13 protein-coding genes, 1 pseudogene and 1 CRISPR repeat array are annotated in these 18,953 nt (G+C 60.3%); of the genes and pseudogenes, 2 read left to right on the forward strand and 12 right to left on the reverse strand.

Going from position 1 to position 18,953, the window contains the following annotated elements:
- Position 1 precedes the first annotated feature (1 nt).
- Together IPM54_38560 and IPM54_38565 are read right to left on the reverse strand one after the other, a co-directional pair.
- Complete coding sequence (locus IPM54_38560; GenBank protein MBK9265680.1) at positions 2-1,462, reverse strand: NAD(P)(+) transhydrogenase (Re/Si-specific) subunit beta; 1,461 nt, start codon at positions 1,460-1,462, stop codon at positions 2-4.
- A gap of 7 nt (positions 1,463-1,469) precedes the next feature.
- Complete coding sequence (locus IPM54_38565; protein MBK9265681.1) at positions 1,470-3,092, reverse strand: Re/Si-specific NAD(P)(+) transhydrogenase subunit alpha; 1,623 nt, start codon at positions 3,090-3,092, stop codon at positions 1,470-1,472.
- Between the two features lie 204 nt (positions 3,093-3,296).
- On the opposite strand from IPM54_38565, the gene IPM54_38570 reads away from it, so the two are divergent.
- Positions 3,297-4,529 carry a hypothetical protein gene (locus IPM54_38570; GenBank protein ID MBK9265682.1) on the forward strand — a complete coding sequence of 411 codons (1,233 nt, stop codon included), beginning with the start codon at positions 3,297-3,299 and terminating at the stop codon, positions 4,527-4,529.
- Between the two features lie 85 nt (positions 4,530-4,614).
- Here the strand turns inward: IPM54_38570 and IPM54_38575 are convergent, their stop codons facing one another.
- Positions 4,615-6,261, reverse strand: coding sequence for a fumarate hydratase (locus IPM54_38575; GenBank protein ID MBK9265683.1), 1,647 nt, complete (start codon positions 6,259-6,261; stop codon positions 4,615-4,617).
- A gap of 168 nt (positions 6,262-6,429) precedes the next feature.
- On the opposite strand from IPM54_38575, the gene IPM54_38580 reads away from it, so the two are divergent.
- A complete protein-coding gene (locus IPM54_38580) occupies positions 6,430-9,318 on the forward strand; it encodes a patatin-like phospholipase family protein (protein MBK9265684.1) in 2,889 nt (962 codons plus the stop codon).
- A gap of 39 nt (positions 9,319-9,357) precedes the next feature.
- Here the strand turns inward: IPM54_38580 and IPM54_38585 are convergent, their stop codons facing one another.
- The 9 genes and pseudogenes from IPM54_38585 to IPM54_38625 form a co-directional block, all read right to left on the reverse strand.
- Positions 9,358-9,510: a DUF4351 domain-containing protein gene (locus IPM54_38585; GenBank protein MBK9265685.1), complete on the reverse strand. Its 153-nt coding sequence runs from the start codon at positions 9,508-9,510 to the stop codon at positions 9,358-9,360.
- 33 nt (positions 9,511-9,543) lie between these two features.
- The gene (locus tag IPM54_38590) at positions 9,544-10,368 is read right to left on the reverse strand and encodes a hypothetical protein (GenBank protein ID MBK9265686.1); all 825 of its coding nucleotides are present in this window, start codon (positions 10,366-10,368) and stop codon (positions 9,544-9,546) included.
- 88 nt (positions 10,369-10,456) lie between these two features.
- A complete protein-coding gene (locus IPM54_38595) occupies positions 10,457-11,227 on the reverse strand; it encodes a hypothetical protein (protein MBK9265687.1) in 771 nt (256 codons plus the stop codon).
- Positions 11,228-11,854: 627 nt separating this feature from the next.
- Positions 11,855-12,988, reverse strand: coding sequence for a hypothetical protein (locus tag IPM54_38600; protein MBK9265688.1), 1,134 nt, complete (start codon positions 12,986-12,988; stop codon positions 11,855-11,857).
- 31 nt (positions 12,989-13,019) lie between these two features.
- The gene (locus IPM54_38605) at positions 13,020-14,072 is read right to left on the reverse strand and encodes a hypothetical protein (GenBank protein MBK9265689.1); all 1,053 of its coding nucleotides are present in this window, start codon (positions 14,070-14,072) and stop codon (positions 13,020-13,022) included.
- Positions 14,073-14,180: 108 nt separating this feature from the next.
- Positions 14,181-14,363: direct repeats of the CRISPR family, unit length 37 nt; unit sequence GTGCTCAACGCCTTATCGGCATCACCGCTGAAATTGG.
- Positions 14,364-14,647: 284 nt separating this feature from the next.
- A complete protein-coding gene (gene cas2, locus IPM54_38610; protein MBK9265690.1) occupies positions 14,648-14,941 on the reverse strand; it encodes a CRISPR-associated endonuclease Cas2 in 294 nt (97 codons plus the stop codon).
- A 41-nt stretch (positions 14,942-14,982) separates the two neighbouring features.
- Positions 14,983-16,627, reverse strand: a pseudogene (gene cas1, locus IPM54_38615) (type I-MYXAN CRISPR-associated endonuclease Cas1).
- 599 nt (positions 16,628-17,226) lie between these two features.
- On the reverse strand, positions 17,227-18,027 hold the full coding sequence (locus IPM54_38620) for a hypothetical protein (protein MBK9265691.1): 801 nt from the start codon (positions 18,025-18,027) through the stop codon (positions 17,227-17,229).
- Positions 18,028-18,041: 14 nt separating this feature from the next.
- On the reverse strand, positions 18,042-18,950 hold the full coding sequence (locus IPM54_38625; protein MBK9265692.1) for a hypothetical protein: 909 nt from the start codon (positions 18,948-18,950) through the stop codon (positions 18,042-18,044).
- Between the last annotated feature and the right edge of the window lie 3 nt (positions 18,951-18,953).

An 18,953-nucleotide genomic window follows, 5' to 3' on the forward strand; every position in this document is an offset into this window, starting at 1 on the left:
TTCATGCCGCCAATTGCTCGACGCGCGAGCTCAATGCAGTCAAAAGCTTCTGCACGCTCGCCTTGGCATCACCAAAAAGCATGAGCGTATTGTCGAGATAGCAGAGCGGATTGTCGACGCCCGCATACCCCGCCGCCATGCCGCGCTTCAACATGATGACTCGCCCAGCCTTCCACACTTCGAGCACCGGCATGCCATAAATGGGACTTTCGGGATCATCGAGCGCGCTCGGATTCACGATGTCGTTGGCGCCAATCACGATCACGACATCCGTCTCGGAGAAATCTTCGTTGATCTCCTCCATCTCCTTGACGATCTCGTACGAAACGTTTGCCTCGGCCAAGAGCACGTTCATGTGCCCCGGAAGCCTTCCAGCTACGGGGTGAATCGCATATCGCGCATTGACTCCGCGCTTTTCGAGCAGCGACGTGATTTCTTTCACCGCATGCTGCGCCTGCGCAACGGCCATGCCGTATCCAGGCACGACGACGACATTTTTCGCACCGAGAAGCAGATCCGCCGCTCCTTCGATGTTCGTCTCGTTCACCTTCTTCGCAGGCTCGCCCTTCTTCGCTGCAGGAACGGCCCCACCTTGCTCGCCAAACCCAGCGAAGACGACGTTCCAAATGGAACGATTCATCGCCTTGCACATGATGTAGCTGAGGATCGCGCCAGAGCTGCCCACGAGCGCGCCGGTGACGATGAGCAGGTCGTTGCCGAGCATGAAGCCCGCAGCAGACGCCGCCCAACCGGAATAGCTGTTGAGCAACGAGACGACGACCGGCATGTCACCGCCGCCAATCGCAAGCACGAGGTGCGCGCCGAGGACGCACGCGATCCCCGTCGAAATCAAGAGATATGTGACGCGCGTCGTTGCGTCGCTGCCAAACGCCATCGCCGAAAGTGCAACACACGCGATGACCATCGCAGCGTTGATCGCATGACGACCCGGAATGACGAGCGGCCTCGAACCAAGCGTCGCACGCAGCTTCAAAAATGCGATGACGGAACCGGTGAACGTGATCGCGCCGATGAACACACCCGCGTGGATCTCGACATGATGCGCAACATCCGGTTGCGCCGCGCTGCGCACGCTCTCGAATTCGCTCGCGATGCCCACGAGCGCCGCGGCGGCTCCGACGAAGCTGTGCAAGATCGCGACGAGCTCCGGCATGCTCGTCATCGCCACGCGTGCCGCAAGGACCGATCCGACGATCGCACCAAGACCAATCGCCCCTGCAAGAAGCCCCAGTCCTTCAACGTGAACCGCTTGTTGCGCCGCTGCCGTTCCTTCGGGAGGCGCAACGATGGCCCCAAGCGTGACGATGACGGCGAGCAGCATGCCGAGCGTCCCGAAGAGGTTTCCGCGCCGCGCCGTCTGCTGCGAGCTGAGGCCGCGAAGGGACAAGACGAACAGTAGGCTTGCCACGAGGTACGTGACGTTCACGAGGCTGATACTCATCGCTCTCTCACCTGCGGAACATGCGCAGCATCCGCTGCGTCACGAGAAAACCACCAGCCACGTTGATCGACGCGAGCAAGACCGCAACCGCGCCGAGGATCGCCGCTATCCCAATGCCCCCACCGCCACTGACGGCGAGGAGCATTCCACCAATCAAGATGATGCCGCTGATCGCGTTCGTGACGCTCATGAGCGGCGTGTGCAAAGCCGGCGTCACGTTCCAGACGACGTGCCAACCGACGACGCATGCGAGAAGAAAAACCGTCAAGTGCTGCACGAGCTCGGGCTTCGCATACAGGCCCACCGGCGTGAGAAACGCGAGACCCAAGACCGTCGCGATACGCGCGGGCCAAGGGTTTGGCGGAGCCTCGGGTTTGGCATGGCCTTGCCCCGGAGGCTTGGCTGCAGGCGTCGGTGCACCAGGACGAATCTCGGGACGCGGCGGCGGCCACTTGAGCTCACCATCGAGCAGCACGAGCATGCCGCGCTGGATCTCGTCCTCGAGCGAGATCGTCCATTTCTTTTCTTTGCCGATGATCTCTTCGATGAGGTTGACGATGGTCATCGCGTATAGCTCGCTCGCCTGGCGCGCCATGCGGCTCGTGAGATCCGTGTAGCCGACGATCGTCACGCCGTAGTGCTGGACGAGTTGATCGCGCTGCGTGAACGCGCAGTTTCCGCCTTGTTCCGCCGCGAGATCCACGATCACACTGCCTCGACGCATGCCCACGACCGCGCCCGTCGTGATGAGCTCGGGAGCCTTCTTTCCGGGGATGAGCGCCGTCGTGATCACGATGTCGCTCGTGCGACAATGTTCGGCAATGAGCTGCTGTTCGGCGGCGAGATACGCGTCGCTCACTTCTTTCGCGTACCCACCCTGCCCTTCACCCGTCTCGCCTTGAAAGTCGAACGGGATGAACTCCGCGCCCATGCTCGTGACCTGTTCACGCACGACGGGGCGCGTGTCGAACGCTTTGACCATCGCACCAAGGGCCCTTGCTGCACCAATCGCCGCGAGACCCGCGACACCCGCACCGACGATGAACACTTGCGCGGGCTTGATGCGTCCTGCTGCAGTCGTTTGTCCACCAAAGAGTCGCCCGTAGTGCGACGCTGCTTCAATGACCGCGCGATATCCTACGACGTTCGCCATCGCGGACAGCGCATCGAGCTTTTGAGCACGCGTGATGCGCGGGACGGCGTCCATCGCGAGCACCGTGGCGCCGCGCGACGCGAGTTTGTCCACGAGCTCTTTGTTTTGCGCAGGCCAGAGAAACGAGATCAGCTTCTGGCCCTTGCTCAAAAGCTCGGCCTCGTGTTTGCCCGTGCTCGGATCGACCGCCGGAGGACGCACCTTCGTGACGATGTCCGCCTGTTCCCACAATTCGTTTGAGGACGAAACGAATTTGGCTCCTACTTCGGCGTATTCCGCATCGTCGAAGCCCGCTGCTACGCCGGCTCCTGCTTGCACGAGTACGTCGAAACCCATCTTTCGCAGGCGTACGACGGAAGCAGGCGTCGCAGCGACGCGTTTTTCGAGCGGATCGGTTTCCTTGGGAATACCAATCGTGAGCCCCAAACCTTCGGCGTCAGCGCCTGTTTCTTTGCTTCGACGCGCTTGTTCGACCATTTCGGGCGGCAGTCTACAGCAAAGTCGCACGAGGTACACCGGCACTTACGCAGCCAGAGCGTAAAAAAACACGCGTTCTTTCTGCGAAACTTCGAACGCTCAGAAGTCACGCGACGGAAGGTATTTCGCTGTGATCACGCGACGAACCTCACCGAGGGGCGCTGCTTGACACACAAGCGGCATCGTCGTTTCCTGGCTTTTCCATTGGACGAAATCCTCACGGTCTTCGAGAACAACCACGTCGATCCACCGTGGTCGCACGCGCTCGTGCTGAGTCTCGACGCCATCGCGATCCTCGCGGTCGTGTGGTGCATACGGCAGGTGCGCGAGGCGCGACGTGCAGCGCGGCAAGCGAAACGGCTCGAACAATCGAGTTTGCCCTTGCACGAGGGATCGAGGTTTGTCGCCGGACACGTGGAGCTCGCCGAAGGGGCAAAGACGGCGATTCGCGTGACGATCACGCAAGAAGGCGCCGAGCACGAGGTAAAAAATGGGCACAGGCATACGTGGACCGAGGTCCATCGCGAGGTCGAAGCCGTGCCGTTCTACGTGCGTGCGGCAAACGGCGAACGCGTGCGCGTCGAGCCTCCGGTCGACGTGATGCTCGTGGACAAACTCGATCAGATGGAATGGACATCGGCGGCGTCGAGGCGTCGTCGAGCAGAGCTCACGCCGGGTGAACGAGCCATCATCGAAGGACGACTGGAGCGCGGGCCGGATCCGGAGACAAAGGGCGCGGGAGGTTCGTATCGGGCGGCCGTTTCGATGGGCTGGATCATGAAGCCGACGAAGCGCAAGGGCATGTATGTGTCTGCAGAGAGCCTTTCCCTTCGTCACGAGCTGCGCGCGAAAGCGTTTGTCTGGACGACCATCTTCGTGAGCCTACTCGGCATCGTCGCGACGAGCAGCGTCGTCCCTTATCGAGCACGGCTGATACGCGGTAAAACCGTGGTTGCGGACTACATTGGCAAAGGAACTTACGAGACTCGGGACAGCAAGGGGCGCACCCGCATTCATCGTACTGCGATCGTGAATTACAGTGACGACGAGCAGCACAATCAAATTCGTCGATTCGAAGTGGATTCGGACGATTACGATGCGTTGCCCCTGGGCCGAGGAAAGATATGGTTGCGTCAGGTAGGGGCGCATCCATGGGCCACGGCGCTCGGAAAAAATAGCTCCGTCGCTTCGTGGCAAATCGCCCTGGCAGCAACCGCTCTTGGACTAGGCATTTATTGGATCATTCGGACACACCGGCATCGTCGATGGTACGAAGGGCCGCTCATTGAAGACGGCGACGGAACGCTTCCGCCGCCTCCGAATGCCAGGTTTGCTGAAGATACCCTACCCGCGCAGCCACAGGCGAGGCGGCCCGTCGTGCCCAAAGAAGAATTCATCATTCCGGATTTCGGCACGGACGAGCCGCGTCGTGACTGAGCCCCGGGCGGGGCCGAGAAGCGCACCTCCCCCGGGCCCCCCCCCCCCGGCGGCCGCGGCGCCCCGGGGGGGGGGGGGAGTTCCATCAGCCCACGACATCCAACTTTTTCGCGGTTTTTCCTTCGATACCCGCGAAAAAGTCATTGCCCTTGTCGTCGACGACGATGAACGCCGGAAAGTCGACCACTTCGATTTTCCAAACGGCTTCCATGCCGAGCTCTGGGTATTCGAGCACTTCGACTTTGCGAATGCAGTCCTTGGCCAGCCGCGCCGCAGGCCCGCCGATCGATCCCAAGTAAAACCCGCCGTGCTTCTTGCAAGCTTCCGTGACCGCGCGAGAACGATTGCCTTTCGCCAGCATGACCTGCGATCCGCCGTTCGCCTGGAACAAGTCCACGTACGCGTCCATGCGTCCCGCGGTTGTCGGGCCAAACGATCCCGAAGCGTACCCTTGCGGCGTTTTCGCCGGCCCCGCATAATACACCATGTATTGCTTCATGTATTCGGGCATGCCTTCGCCTCGATCGAGCCGCTCTTTGATTTTCGCATGTGCAATGTCGCGCGCCACGACCATCGGCCCCGTGAGCGACAAACGCGTCTTGATCGGATATTGCGAAAGCTTCGCCCGAATTTCGCTCATCGGCTGATTCAAGTCGACCGATACGACGTCCCCTCCAAGCTCTTCGGCCGTCGTTTCGGGCAGATACTTCGCCGGATCGCGCTCCAGCTCCTCCAGGAAAATGCCTTCGGACGTGATTTTGGCGAGCGCTTGGCGATCGGCCGAGCAGGACACTGCAATGCCAACGGGACACGAAGCGCCATGGCGCGGAAGCCGTATGACGCGTACATCGTGACAAAAGTATTTCCCACCAAACTGAGCACCAATGCCGGTGCGTTGTGCGACTTCCAGAATTTTCTGCTCGAGCTCCCGATCGCGGTAACCTCGACCAAGCTCGTTTCCATCGGGCGGGAGCGTGTCCAGATAACGCGCCGACGCGAGCTTTGCCACCTTCAGCGTGTATTCGGCGCTCGTGCCGCCAACGACCACTGCAAGGTGATAGGGCGGGCACGCGGCCGTCCCGAGTGACCTGATTTTTTGCTCGACGAAAGAAAGAAGGCTCTCTGGATTCAAAAGCGCCTTCGTTTCTTGATAAAGATAACTCTTGTTGGCCGATCCGCCGCCTTTGGCCATGAACAAGAATTTGTAGGCCGATCCCTCCGTCGCGAAGAGATCGATTTGCACCGGAAGGTTTGTCTTGGTATTTACTTCGCGGTACATGTCGAGCGGCGCGAGTTGTGAATAACGAAGGTTCAGCGTGCGATAGGCGTCGAATACGCCGCGCGAAATCGCCGCCTCATCGTTGCCTTCCGTGAGCACGTATTGCCCTTTCTTGCCCATGACGATGGCCGTGCCGGTGTCTTGGCAAGACGGCAGGACGAACCCAGCCGCAATGCTCGCGTTCCGCAGAAGCTCCAGTGCCACGAACCTGTCGTTGGCGCTTGCTTCGGGATCCTGGAGAATGTTCGACAGTTGCGCGAGATGGCTCGGCCGCAAAAGGTGCGCGATGTCTCGCATCGCCTCACGCGTGAGGAGCGTGAGCCCTTCCGGCTCCACCTTCAAGAACGTGCGCCCTGCCGCCTCGAACGTTGAAACGTGGTCTTTCGTCAAGAGCCTGTACGAGGTCTCGTCTTTGCCGAGCGGCAACATGTCTTGGTACTGAAAGTCGCTCATCGCTTCGCCTTTCGGATTCACTTGGAGTGCGCAAGGCATACCTCTGCCGGCCGGTGGATGCCAAGAGGCTCGGCAGAAATTTTCGTGACTTCCCACGCATCTCCAAGATAGCCTTCCGCGCTTGCGCTCACAAACCAAGCGCATTCGCTTGGATCGAGGAGTCCGGAGATGTCCGCTCAATTGCCGCTGCACGAATGGATGGGAATGCCCACGTACCTGCTCGACGAGCACGTGGATCTCATTGCCGACGAAGACGAACCGCCCTGGCGACCTCATTATCGAGATGCTGAGCTGAATCATTTTTACCAAAACGATCTGCATATTACAGGCGCCACCCTTCAACTGCATCCACTGCTCGATTCAGCCGCTGTAAACGCGATTCTCGAGTTCCTGGGCGGCATCGAGGAAGTCGGGCCCCTATTCGAGCTGAACAAGCGTACGCCCGAAGCGCGCGTGCACCTCGTCATTGCGGGACGCCTGCGACTCGTCGCGTATCCGGATGGCGGTAAGCCCGTCGAAATAGGCCAATGTCGCCCGGGGCAATGGATTGGTATGCCGAGCGCGCTGCGTGAATTCGACGAACGCACCGAAATAGCGCTTTGGTCGAGACCGTCGAAGGTGGTCATCAAAGCGATACCGCATGGCAAAGTCAGCACGCAATCGGTGCTCGTCACGGACTTGGTCGCAGCCATGCGCCGGCACGGGACGCTTTTGCGCTTCGTCCGGCAGCACGTGTCCATTCGGTTTGCCAGGCGAAACGAAATTCTGGCTCGAATGCGAGAAAGCGCGATTCTGCGCCTCTTGCCACCGGCCGACCAGGAATACTTGATGCAGCTCGGGGTCCTACGGCGCACTCCGAAGCAATACGAGCCCGGTACGCCGAGCGTGCGCTACTTATCCGCAGGCAAACCATCCGGACGCGTCGCGCTGGTGCTCGCGGGCAAGTGCACTGCATTCTTACCGGGCGAGAACAGCAGCGTCGAGCGATTCGTGGGTAAATTCGGAATCGCCGATTTGATTGGACACGAAGCCATCGTGATGCCCGACGAAGTCAGCGGCGACGATGAGTTCGAGATTCACGAAGCTCCCCGCGCAACGAACGTGTGTGTAGGCTTCGGCGCCGAGCTGCTCGAGTTTTTCTGGTACGCATTTCGCTGGACGCTCGACGATCGAATGTCCACATGGAAGCGGATCGTTACGAAAATGATGACGACGCGCCATGGATCGCCGGTGCCGGAAATCGTATCGGTCCAGGCATCGAGGCCTCATTTGGGCACTTCAGCATTGGCCCAGGGGCTCGCGGTGTCCCTTGCGAGCTTGGTTCAAGGCAAGGTATGCATCGTGGATCTTCAAGGTGCCCATCGATTCGAGAATTATTTTCGACCGCGCGGGTTCGGCGCCCGCCCCGTCATGGAGCCGCTCCAAGCAGCGACGCGAGCCAAACGTTCTGGTGGGCGTGACAAGGTCGATGTTCATTTTTTTCAGCTCGTGCCCCCGGAGAGTGGCACAAGCGGATATCATTGGCCGCCAAGCGTGGAAATGGTTTGGCCCAAAGACACGAAGTCCGCGGGAGATACGGAAAACCTCGTCGAGCTTTTGCTCAATCGCGACGAGCTCCGTTATGTCATCGTGTGCATGCGCCAAGATGCGGAAAATGCAGATGCTGCTGCACGTGATCTCGCCGTGCTCCTCAATTCACGAAGCGCCACGGTGCTCTATGTGACCGACGAGACGGAGGATGGATATCGATTCAGCGATGTCGAGCCCCCGCGCCTCGTATGGGTCGAACGCATGACGCCCGAGTACATGAAGCGCGAGCGCGTTCGCATGCAGCAAGCGATGAATCAGGCTCGATATGGCGAATACCTGCCGCTATTGCCGCCTGCATTGCGTGACCAGGTGACTCGTGCAATGGGTGGCCTGCCGGATGCGAAAGCCAATACGGATTTCGAGCATCGGCGGCAAATCGTGCGCGTTCGGGACGACGTGCAAGGCGCAAAGCTTTTGGACACCGAGGGTCCGCATGCGCTCGTGGGGCCAGGATCCCCGGATTTGCCATTGAAACGAGCTCTCGCACGGCTCGCTCGAGTGGTCACGCGACGCACTGTGGGCCTGGCGCTCGGTGGTGGTGGCGCGTGGGGCTATTGTCACCTCGCGCTGATTCAGAACCTCGAGGAACAGGGCGTTCCCATTGATTACATCACGGGCGCTTCATTCGGCTCCATCGTGGGTGGGCTTTACGCGGCCGGGGGCAGAGCGGCGCTCGAACGCCTCATCGAAGAGAATTCGCTCGATGCGCAGAACCCGCTGTCTCCATTGATCGCGCCGCTCACGAGCCCGCTGATGCGCACGGTGATGTTTGCGGCGTTTTCCGCGGCGACGATCGAATGGTTCGTCGATGCGCAGCTCCGGCGCATGGGCCTCAATCACGGCGATCCCATTGGCCTCGGCACGACGGAGATTCCGTTTTATCCGGTGAGCAGCAACCTGACCACGTATCGCGAGCGCACGGAAGAGCATTCGACGGTGGGGCATGGCGTGCGTTTGAGCGGCACGATGCCTCCTGTCGCGCCCGCATTCCGGCTGAACGGCGAGCTCATCGTGGACGGTGCATTCGTAGCCAACGTGCCGAGCCGTTATTTGCGTGAAATCGGTGCCGATTTCGTCATTGCGTCGAATGCGGTCCCGCCGCCGCCGGCGGAATCACCCGAAGGCGGAACGGTCGGTCGCATGGTCAAATTCGTGATGACGCGTTTCAACGACGCTTTGAGAGCAAACCAGTTGCTCACGTGGAAAGCGGGCGAGGATCAAGCAAACCTGCATGCCGACTATCGCTGTGACATGCGGCCGACGAGCGCCAACGTATTCGACATGTGGAAAGGCCGCGCGATCATGGAGCAGATTCGGCGGGATCATTTTTCAGGCGCGAAAGCGACGTCGATTCGGGATGCTTGGAAGAAGTTTTGCGACGATCCATTTTCGCGCCGCACGCATGCCGAAGAACCGAATGCGGGCGACGGGTCGATTCGCGAGGTGAGGATGGGACGGCGGACGTAGAGCCAGCCTGTCGAAATGCCTGAATTCCGAGCGGAGGCGTCACGGCTCGTCGGCGATGACTTCTTCGGCCGTGCGTGCAACGAGCACCTTGTCGGCGAACCGGTCGAGCGTATCGGCATCCGCAGCCTCCACGCGCGCGAGCACAGCTTCCGGCAGCTCACCAAACTTTCGCCGGAGTTGCCGCAGCAGCATACTGCGTCGGCCTTGAAGGAAGGTTCCGTTCGATTATAGGCGGGAACGTGCGAGTTCGGCTTCCGTAAAGGGTTTGCCCGTAAAGGGGTTCAGCCCTGGAGGCGGCATCGGAGGCAGCTCGGGCGAACCGGGCCAAGCGATGCCTACTTTTGAAGCATCCGTTGGGTGAAAAGCAACGGCTCCGGGTTGGGCGGGGGGAAGCAGCGCCGCGAGTTCGTCAGTCGTCAACTCCGTGGGGCCGCGCATCCGCCGGTCAACTACTGCGTCCATGATTGCGTGAATGGGGGCCTCCCTGCGATCGCACCCCGCAAGGGCCGCGATGTCGTCTGGACGAGAAGAACAATAAATCGGCGGCAGAAGCCTACCGCGTCGAAGCAAACCCCACATGGTCAGTCGCTTGGCGCCTGGTGCTGTCGGATCACTGAAGAGCGTGCCATCGACGAGATCGCCGCAGAGCCAGAAGCCAACGCCCGCCAACTTCTCCCCATGGTTTCCCTCCTCGAGCATGTTGGTTGCGATCACGAGCGTGGGCTCCAGCGCGTCGGGAAGGCCCGGTAACGCCCCGCGCACGTCGTCCGGGCCACCGGTCACCGCGTCGACCGCAAGATTAAGGTACTCGATCGGACCCCACCCCAGCTCGTACCCGAGACCGACGACGCCCGCCTCGGTCCACGCCACGACCTCGTTGTTCCCCTCTAGGTCGCCGTTGTCGAAGGCCCCCCGTTCTAGGTCGCCCGTCCAACGCGGGTACTCGCAGGCCACGAACGACAGCGGCAGGCCACGGTCCGGGGACCCCTTGACAAGGGCTTCAACGTAGGCGCGCAACGCTGCGCGTATGATGGCGTCGCGGTCAAACACGAGGCGCCCAAAACGATGGGGGCGTTCGATCATGATGTGTCGTCTACTTTGCGTCGATCTCCGCGTCAACTGCGCGCGGCAAACGGCTTCATGGCGTATACGGTGGAACCTTGTTGACCAGCAACACCTCATCCACAGGCGGATCGTTGTTCGTGAAATGAAGGTTGAGTTTGCGCGAGATGACCAGCGCATTTTTGTACGAGTTTGTGCCCCATGGGCAACAGCGCGGGTCCTTCATCGGCACAACGTGGTGAACCTGCGGTTCCGCGTCGAGCAACCAGGACGGCTCTCCGAGAACATCTGGTTCGGGGCACAGCTCTGGCTTCCCCTTCTCACAAGGAAACATGAAGCCCGCGAGATCCGAGTGAATCTTATTGTCGCTGTGACTTTTTCGGTTAACTGCAAGCACCCACGCCTTTTGGTCGAGGGCCTCGCCCTTGTCGTTGAACATGCCGCTCGGGCGGTCGAACTTATTCCCTGGGCCAACCTGGTTTGGATCGACCAAGTTCCGATACGGCCCATTCACCTCCGTGGGCACGCCGTTGACGTCAATGAGTGGCGTTTGTCGCGGTGCAGGCTGGTAATAGATGAAGAGCTTGTTTGCGACATCCGGGCCGATTTGCAGCGTGTAGTCACCGTTGCCGACCGGCTGACACTCGTATCCTGGGTCGTACGGCGCATTTCCCGATACCTCGCCGATCTTTGCGGCATCTTCGCAGGCGTCCTTCAACGGCTTGTAAAAGCAATTGAATGTGTTTGTTACGGACATGTAGCAAGCCGCGCCAAATGCAGCGGTGTACTTGGCGCGCAATGCGAGATCCTCATTTGGATTTCCGACGATCGGGATGAGATAACGCATGCACGGATTCTCATTGGTCTCCGGGCATGCGGGCGGCGGATCCGCGCCTGGCGGGACGGCCGTTCCTTGACTCGGCATGCACCCATCTGGCACTTCCCCACCCTCGGGAATACGCCGTGAACAATCGATCGGCTTTCGGGTAACCAAGGGCTCAGCGGCGGCAGGGACAAGCTCCGAATCACACTCATTCGGCGTCGCTCCCACACCAGACGCCAACAGCAGCAAGCACAGCATGGCCGAGCGGCGTCTTGGCATTGCGTGCACGCCAGACATTTCTTCCATGCCCCTTCGCGATCCAGCGTTTCTCATCGTTTCGTCGTCCCTTCATTCTGTTGGTCGAGCGAATGAATATGCTGGTCTCGTACCGTACACGTGACCGAAGAAGAGCTCAACGCCTTATCGGCATCACCGCTGAAATTGGCAAGCGCGCCCGTCCGTTGACACGACCGCGCGACCAGCCAGTGCTCAACGCCTTATCGGCATCACCGCTGAAATTGGTGGTTTGATTGTCGAGCAAATAGACGCGACGCCCGACGTGCTCAACGCCTCATCGGCATCACCGCTGAAATCGCAGCCGGATTGATGATTGTCGAGCTGCTCCTCGTTTGTCGAGTTTCACGAGCTTACTCATTGGCAGCAATACACGCGCGGGTTGACCGCCTTTATCTCTCCAACCGGCTTTCCGCCGACCGGCAAACACGCCCCCGGTTCGTTCGTCACCCATTGCGCCGACATTGCGGCGAGCGTGAAGCCCATCCCCGTGAAATCCAGGCAAACAGTGGCATTCGCGGGGTTGGGTCCCGCTGGCTGCGGCACCCCCGCGCAAATCTCGTCTTGAAACAGCGTGATCGCCGCTTCGCATTTGCTCCCGGAATGCATGCATTCACAAGGCGAACACGACGGGTCGCCCTCTGCGCCCTCGTAGAAAACTTCACGCGTAGGGAATGCGGCAGGGCATTTGGGCAAATTGTCTTCGTCCACAGGCAGTTCGTATTGCACACAGTGGCGAAAGCCAGGCGGGGGAGGTTCTGCGCTCGGCACGCACGACTCCCCAGATGATTTGCATTCACCCCTCGCATTGCCTTGACACGCCTTCGCGTATGTATTGAAATAAATTCCGAATGCCAAGTTCATAGGCGTTGGCGCGAAATAGGACGTCGGCAGATCCGGCGCAAACTTTGGCGGCTCAGGCGCCGGCGGGTCTTCCGAAGGCACACATGGCGTTGCAGTCGGCGACGTCAGAGCAATCGATGAAAAGCTACCAGGAGGAAACAGCGCGGGTGACGTGCATTTCCCATTCCAGTTTTCCGGTGCGGCGTAGTTGTCACTTATGCCGCTCATGCAAAAACTCTTCGAATCCGCACCGATCGCTTGCGGCAAAATGCATTCGGGAGTGCTGCACGAGCACTCTGCACATCGAATGTCCACCACGAGATCGCCGTACCCCGTGTAGAAAACGGAGCTTGCGCGCTCGGGACATTCGGGTGCTTCTTCCTCCGCTCCTTTCCAAAGCAGCACGGCATCCTTCGTAAAATCGGACGTGCCCATGGAAATACATTTCCCCTCGCATTCAACCGATTGCGGTGACATCGTTCCGGCGTCGGGCGAGCACTCTGGTAGCCCAGGGACTTCCGCGTCAGGACAAATGAAGTATGCGCCGTCCGTGGTAAAGCCGCTGCATCCATTGACGACCCCCGCGCCCAGCAGGAGCCCCATGACGAGAATACCGGCTGAGGTAATATCCCAACGCTTGGCTAGCATGACCTGATCGATCCTTTCCACCATCTGCCTGTCAAGGCTTGATTTCCAATCCCACCGAGAACGACATCAAAAATTGATGACCGGTCCAAATGGGAACCGTTTGGCGCGATTGCCGGGCCAGATACACGACGTCACTCGACAACACCATGACGTCGGCGCTGGCACGTAAACCCAGACTCCTGTTGAAATCGTATAATGCATTCATTCCAAACCCGAAGCCTGGAACGACCTGCGCAACGCTCTCGATGTCCTGATTTCCGGCAAAGATGGGGTCTATCACGTTCAGGCCCAATATCGCGCACGTACTGAACCATCGCGCATGTGCGCAGGGTCCGGCGATTCCGCTGAACGCAAACGCATCGATTTCCCGGCCCTCGAGCGGTCGATAGGCGTATGCCGCTCGCGCGCCCCCCATGAGCGAAAGCGTTCCAAACCGGTACATCCCCACGAGTGACACGCCGAATGCAGGTGACTCGGATGCACCGATCATCATCATCGGCCCGATGGTCAGACTCGAACTGTGCTCCGCTCCGCCAGTGGACGCCGGAGCGGGCGTGACTGGCTCACTGGACGCGACGTTCGAGCTCGCGGCTGCTGCCGGTTTTTCCGGCGCATCCTCGATGCTCGGCAAGGTTTTTTCGGGCGCATCATTGGGTTGCGGCGTGAGTTTTTCCGGCTCGTATTCGGTCTCTGGTGGTATCGTCGTTCGCAATAGGTTCGCTGAATCGAACGCCGCCCAATAGAGGATCTTGAAGCACTCTTCGATGGGCGAGTACGTCTGCGATTCGCCCCCCACCTTGACCCCATCGGGATCCAGGACGGACACCTCGACCAGCTTGCCTCCATCCGCGAGCCGCTTGATGGTCACGACGAGTTTTCGCTCTGCGGTCGGATTTAGCGAGGGGATCGTGATCCAGTTCGTGATGATGCCATAAAATGCGTCGTACTCGTTGCACTTCGGTAAGCCTGGCGAAGCGCTGAACTCGACCCGGTGCGGCGGGACGTCGACCTGCTCAGCGTCCGCCGATCCTGCCCACAAAAGCGCGACGCTGAGGCACACCGTCGGAACGAGGAAACGAGGCATGTTCCTCTCTTACTACGAACGGACAAACGCACACAAGAAAAATGGGGGCGAGACGAACCATGCCGACAAACCTTGGTGCGAGCCGCCGCCGTGCGTCATGGGGTCGTGCGTGCTCAACGCCTTATCGGCATCACCGCTGAAATTGGGAAGGAGGAGCGAAAGCGGCTTTGGCGTCTTTTCGTGCTCAACGCCTTATCGGCATCACCGCTGAAATTGGCGGTGCACGCCTCGCACGGCAAGGCTCGCGAAAGTGGTGCTCAACGCCTTATCGGCATCACCGCTGAAATTGGCCACCCCCCGCTATCCATGCGGAATCACTGCGAAACTCAGAGGCCATAACAAGCACCTCCCAAGCTCCCCTCCGCTGAACGCGAGCCGCAACCAGCACCACCTCGACAAGCCCACGATCCACCGCGTTTCTCATCGATCATGCACCTCCCAACCACCTCTCGTCATGTCAAACACCAAGGAGATCACACACTTGCCATCTTCCACAAGCACCTGCAGCCCCCAGCCATCGCCGACGACCACAGGTGCTTGATCCGCGCGCGCATGCGTCTCGGACAACTCCACCCCTACACGATCCGCACCGGCGCGTCATCCTCCTCCCACGACTCCGGCCGATTCCGCGCCACCATCCGCCCAATGCACGAATTGCACAACGGCACGAACAACAAACTGTCCTCCACTTCGAGCTGCCTCTCCATCTCCCACCTCAGTTGCTCCAATTGCCGCACCGACAACCAACACCGATACACCGACAATTGAACCCGCGTCCCATACCCACGCACCACCTGGTACGCCTTGCGCCACCTCTTCGGATCCCGAATGTCGTACGACACCAAATACCACCCCTTCGCTTCGCTCATTTTTCAACCCCCACCCTCTTGACATTCCCCACCCCTTGTGCTCAGCGCAGCCGAAACCGAGCAAACAACCCAGGCGCACCCGTCCACTCCTTCTCCAAAAGCCGCGCTTCGAGCTCGATCATGCGCCCGTACGACAACGAGTACCCCACCACCGAATGCTTCCACTCCTCCGCGCGACGCCGCTCGTAGACCTCGACGAGCTTCCGCTTCCCCTCCTTGCTCAGCCAAACCCGCGGCCCCGTGACCACGAAATCCGCGTCCGGATCCCATTGCCCTCGCCCGAGCGATCCCAGCACCGCCATGTCCACCATCGGCACCCGAAACAGCTCCATCATGTCGAGCGCCAACGGCGGCGCCGCACTACGCGGCCGATGATAAAAACCAAGCGCCGGCTCGAGCCCCACCGCATGCAATGCCGTCGTCACGTCGGTCAAGAGCAGCGCGTAGCCGAATCCGAGCAACGCACTCACGCGATCACGTGGCGGGCGACGCGTACGCCCCTCGTAACGAAGCCGCTCGTCCACATCACCAAGCAAGTGTTTCCATGTCGAAAGCTGCCGCCCCTTCACCTTCGTACCCGAGCAGCTCTTCGATCGTCGCCGTCTCCTGCGCTCGCTGCACACCACGACGCATCGATGCGATCGCTCGATCGACATCCGCATGCCGCTCGCCCTCGCCACGCGTCGCACGAAGCACGAATCGCAATTGCCCTTCGAGCTTCGCAGCTACGAGACGCCGCGCCAAACCCAGCGCGAATGCTTCGTCCGACAACGCGCGATATTGCCGCACGCGACGCTGCACCATCGGACCCGCCGCGCTCATCGATCCAATGAATCGCCCTCCCGTCGTCACCCACGACACACCTACGTCTCGCTCCGCGCACAAGTGCAGCGCTTGCGTCGTGATCTGCGCACCACCATGCACCACCACGTGCCTCGTTCGTCGCGATGGAACCCGAGATTCGTCGCCTTCCCGTGACGTCACCACGAGCTCCTCCGCGCTACGCCCCACGCGCGCTCCATGCGTCATCACATGCAGCGCTTGCCGATCGTCGTCCTTCGACACGAGCCTCGTAGCCTCGTGCGTTTCATCCTTTGCCAGTCGCTCTTCTTCCGGCAAACACACCGGCGCCAGCGAACAGCGCCCACACAGTCGTTCATTCGATGTCACCGGCGGGCGCTCGATGTGCGCACGCAACTCGCGCGCACGCACGATGGCAGCTCGCACATCCGCACGCAGCGCTTCATCGATGGGCACGCGCACCGTCACGTTGTCTGCGTGATATCGAAGCCGCCCCTCGGGAATCGACTCGCTCGAAGCTTCCTCGAGCAGCATCGCATACGCGCCGATTTGAAGGCGATCCGACGGCCAAGCCGAAGCGTGTTCGTCGCCCTCGCGGCGCGATCTTCCGCGCTTGTGCTCGTACGGCAGCCAGCGGCCATCTCGCCGCCGCATCGCATCCACTTCGCCGTGCAATCCAAGCGTTTCGCTCTCCAGGACGAACCGTTGTGACGGCCCGTCGGCTTCCTCTTTATCGATCTCCTCGTGAAGCGTGCGACCTGCAAAGACGCGAGCATCTGCGACGCGAATTTCTTCGACTTCTTCCAAGTAAAAGAGTCGCTCGCAGTATTCGAGCGCGTGAAGCGACATCACGCGCAAACTCGCTTCGTGTCCGGATGCACCCATGACGACAAACCTCCCCCTTTGGAATTTCCGAGCGAACGTGGCATCGCCCGCGTGCTCGGTTTTCCGGACCGTACCTGACAAACTCGATGGCGCCAACTTCGTGCTAGCCGCCCGATTCCACCGTCCGCCCGCACGAAATGCCCCCGCGCGCCGTTGCATGTGCATTTCTGCCGCTTCGTCTCGGGCGCCACGCGTTGCGACCGCACTCGAGACGGTTCACGCAAACGTGCGGTCGTTGCGACACCACTTCCGGCACTTCGAGACGTGGCCCGTGGCGTTGCGACGGCACTTTGGGCGCTTCGGTCCGGGCTCCGCGGCGTTGCGACGGCATTTCGGCCGACGGCATTGCCCTTGCAACGCGTTGTGGAGCTTCTGGAGGCGCAGCCATCGCGGCACCGATGCGCGTCCGCCCTATCGAAGCGCCCCAGTGAGATGCGTCGACGTCGCCTGAGCGAAGCCTACGTCGTCAGCGCTCCCGCAACGGCAATACGTCTCGCTTGGGCCGCTGAAGTCCCCTTCGCAATGCCTTGCATCGACGCTCGAGCGCCCATGGGTGCCCATGGTGGCATCGTGGCGCTCGATGAACGTGTTTCGATGAATCACCCGGTTGCAGCTCGTCGCAAGAACACGCGTTCCACGAGCGACATCGCAGTTGTGGGGATTTGGAGCGCGCGCAGGGTCTCTGTGCGAGTACCGCGCCGAGCCGATGCGACAATGGCTGCGTGGTCGTCCGCGGTGATGGCAGAGCCGCGCTCCATTTCGAGGGCCGAGACGAATGCATCGTCATGTTTTGCAAGAAGGGACGCATCATCCTGGTTCAATCGTGCGCGAATGGCCTCTTGCCAATGCGTGAAATGCTGTTTCCATGTTGGCGCATCGATGTCATGTTCGGCGAGGATGTCGGGGGATCGTTGTGGATGCAATGCGAGCAGCGCTTCCATGGCAGCGCATTGTTCGAGGGATATCGGTTCGAATGTTGATTTTACGAGCAAATCAATGGCGGTTGATGCGACGGGTTCGGGGGCGACCGATTGCGATATGGGTGCTGGTGGAATGGATGATGGGTCCTTGGCGGCTCGAAGCGGCGGACGTGCAGGCGCGAGCATTTCTGAGCCGAGCATGGGTGGCGGTGGAATCGAAGACGGCGCGTGCGGAATGACGGCGTCGAGCCATGCGGGAGGGAGCACGTCCGTTGGAATGAGCATGATGCCCGCGGGAATGGGCACGGGGTACTCATGCCTGGGTGGAGGCAGGGGCATGGTCGGCGCGGCATTCCAATAGGGAGCTGCGGGGATCCATTCGGATTCGGCGGGTTCGTCGTAGTCTTCGGGCGGCAATAGGGTATCGTGATCGGCGGCCGACGTGGGCACGATGAGCGCGGGAGGGAGCGGGGTGGCCATGACGAGGTATCCTTTCAAGATTGCGGTTTGCCCAGAATGATGGCTTTGCGCTCAGGGGTCCAGAAGTCGGGTTCGTCGGAGAGGGTGATTTTGTTATCGGTGCGGGTGAGGAGGGGGGGCGCTTGGACGTTCCATTCGGGGTACCATTCGAGCGTCGCATCGCCAGCATATTGATCGAGCGCCCAGCGCGTAATGGCCACGAGTTTGGCCAGACCGGCGTCGTACGAGAGGACGTCGATTTCGAACGTGACGACCAACTGTGGCCCCATGCTGCCATGGTCCGTCCCCGAACTCGTGGGTGAATCGTAGTTGTAAGGTTCGACAATGAGCCCCTCGCCAATGGCGCTTTCGGGGCACTCATGACGTGGCAGAAGTTGAAATTTCGCAATGATTCGGCCTAGAATAATCGCGGGATTCACGGTGCGGTCGTTCATGCAAATGGTTAGGCTGTAGTTGACGCTCGCCTTACGATATTCGTACGGCAATGTAATCAACGTCTGCAGAACAGCGTCGTGCTGCCAGAAATCTGCGTCGACGAGCACGACACGTCCATGCGACCTGAACAGTCGAATGCGGTGTGCTTCATCAAAGGAGAATTTGGCGTCCACCTCATAATGCGCAAGCACCCAGTTCACTATACGGACCATCCGTCGAGCACTCTCCTCGTGGTCCCCTTGCAAGCAGAATCCAATGAAGATTCCTCTGTACGGAAATCCCAGAGCTTTGCGCAACTCAACCTGGTGGCGCTCCGCGAGATCGTCCTCGTCCCAGTCTGGCAATACCGTCAGGATGAGCCCATTGGGATTACCAAACCAACTTCCATCGTCCACTTCTGAAAATGCTTCGGTGAGAGCCTTACGAATAGCCGCATGATCGAGTTGCTCGTTTCGTTGGTTGATGCGAAGGGTGTATTCGATTGCCATTTG

The organism is Polyangiaceae bacterium, assembly GCA_016715885.1.
In the GTDB taxonomy this organism is placed as follows: domain Bacteria; phylum Myxococcota_A; class Polyangia; order Polyangiales; family Polyangiaceae; genus Polyangium.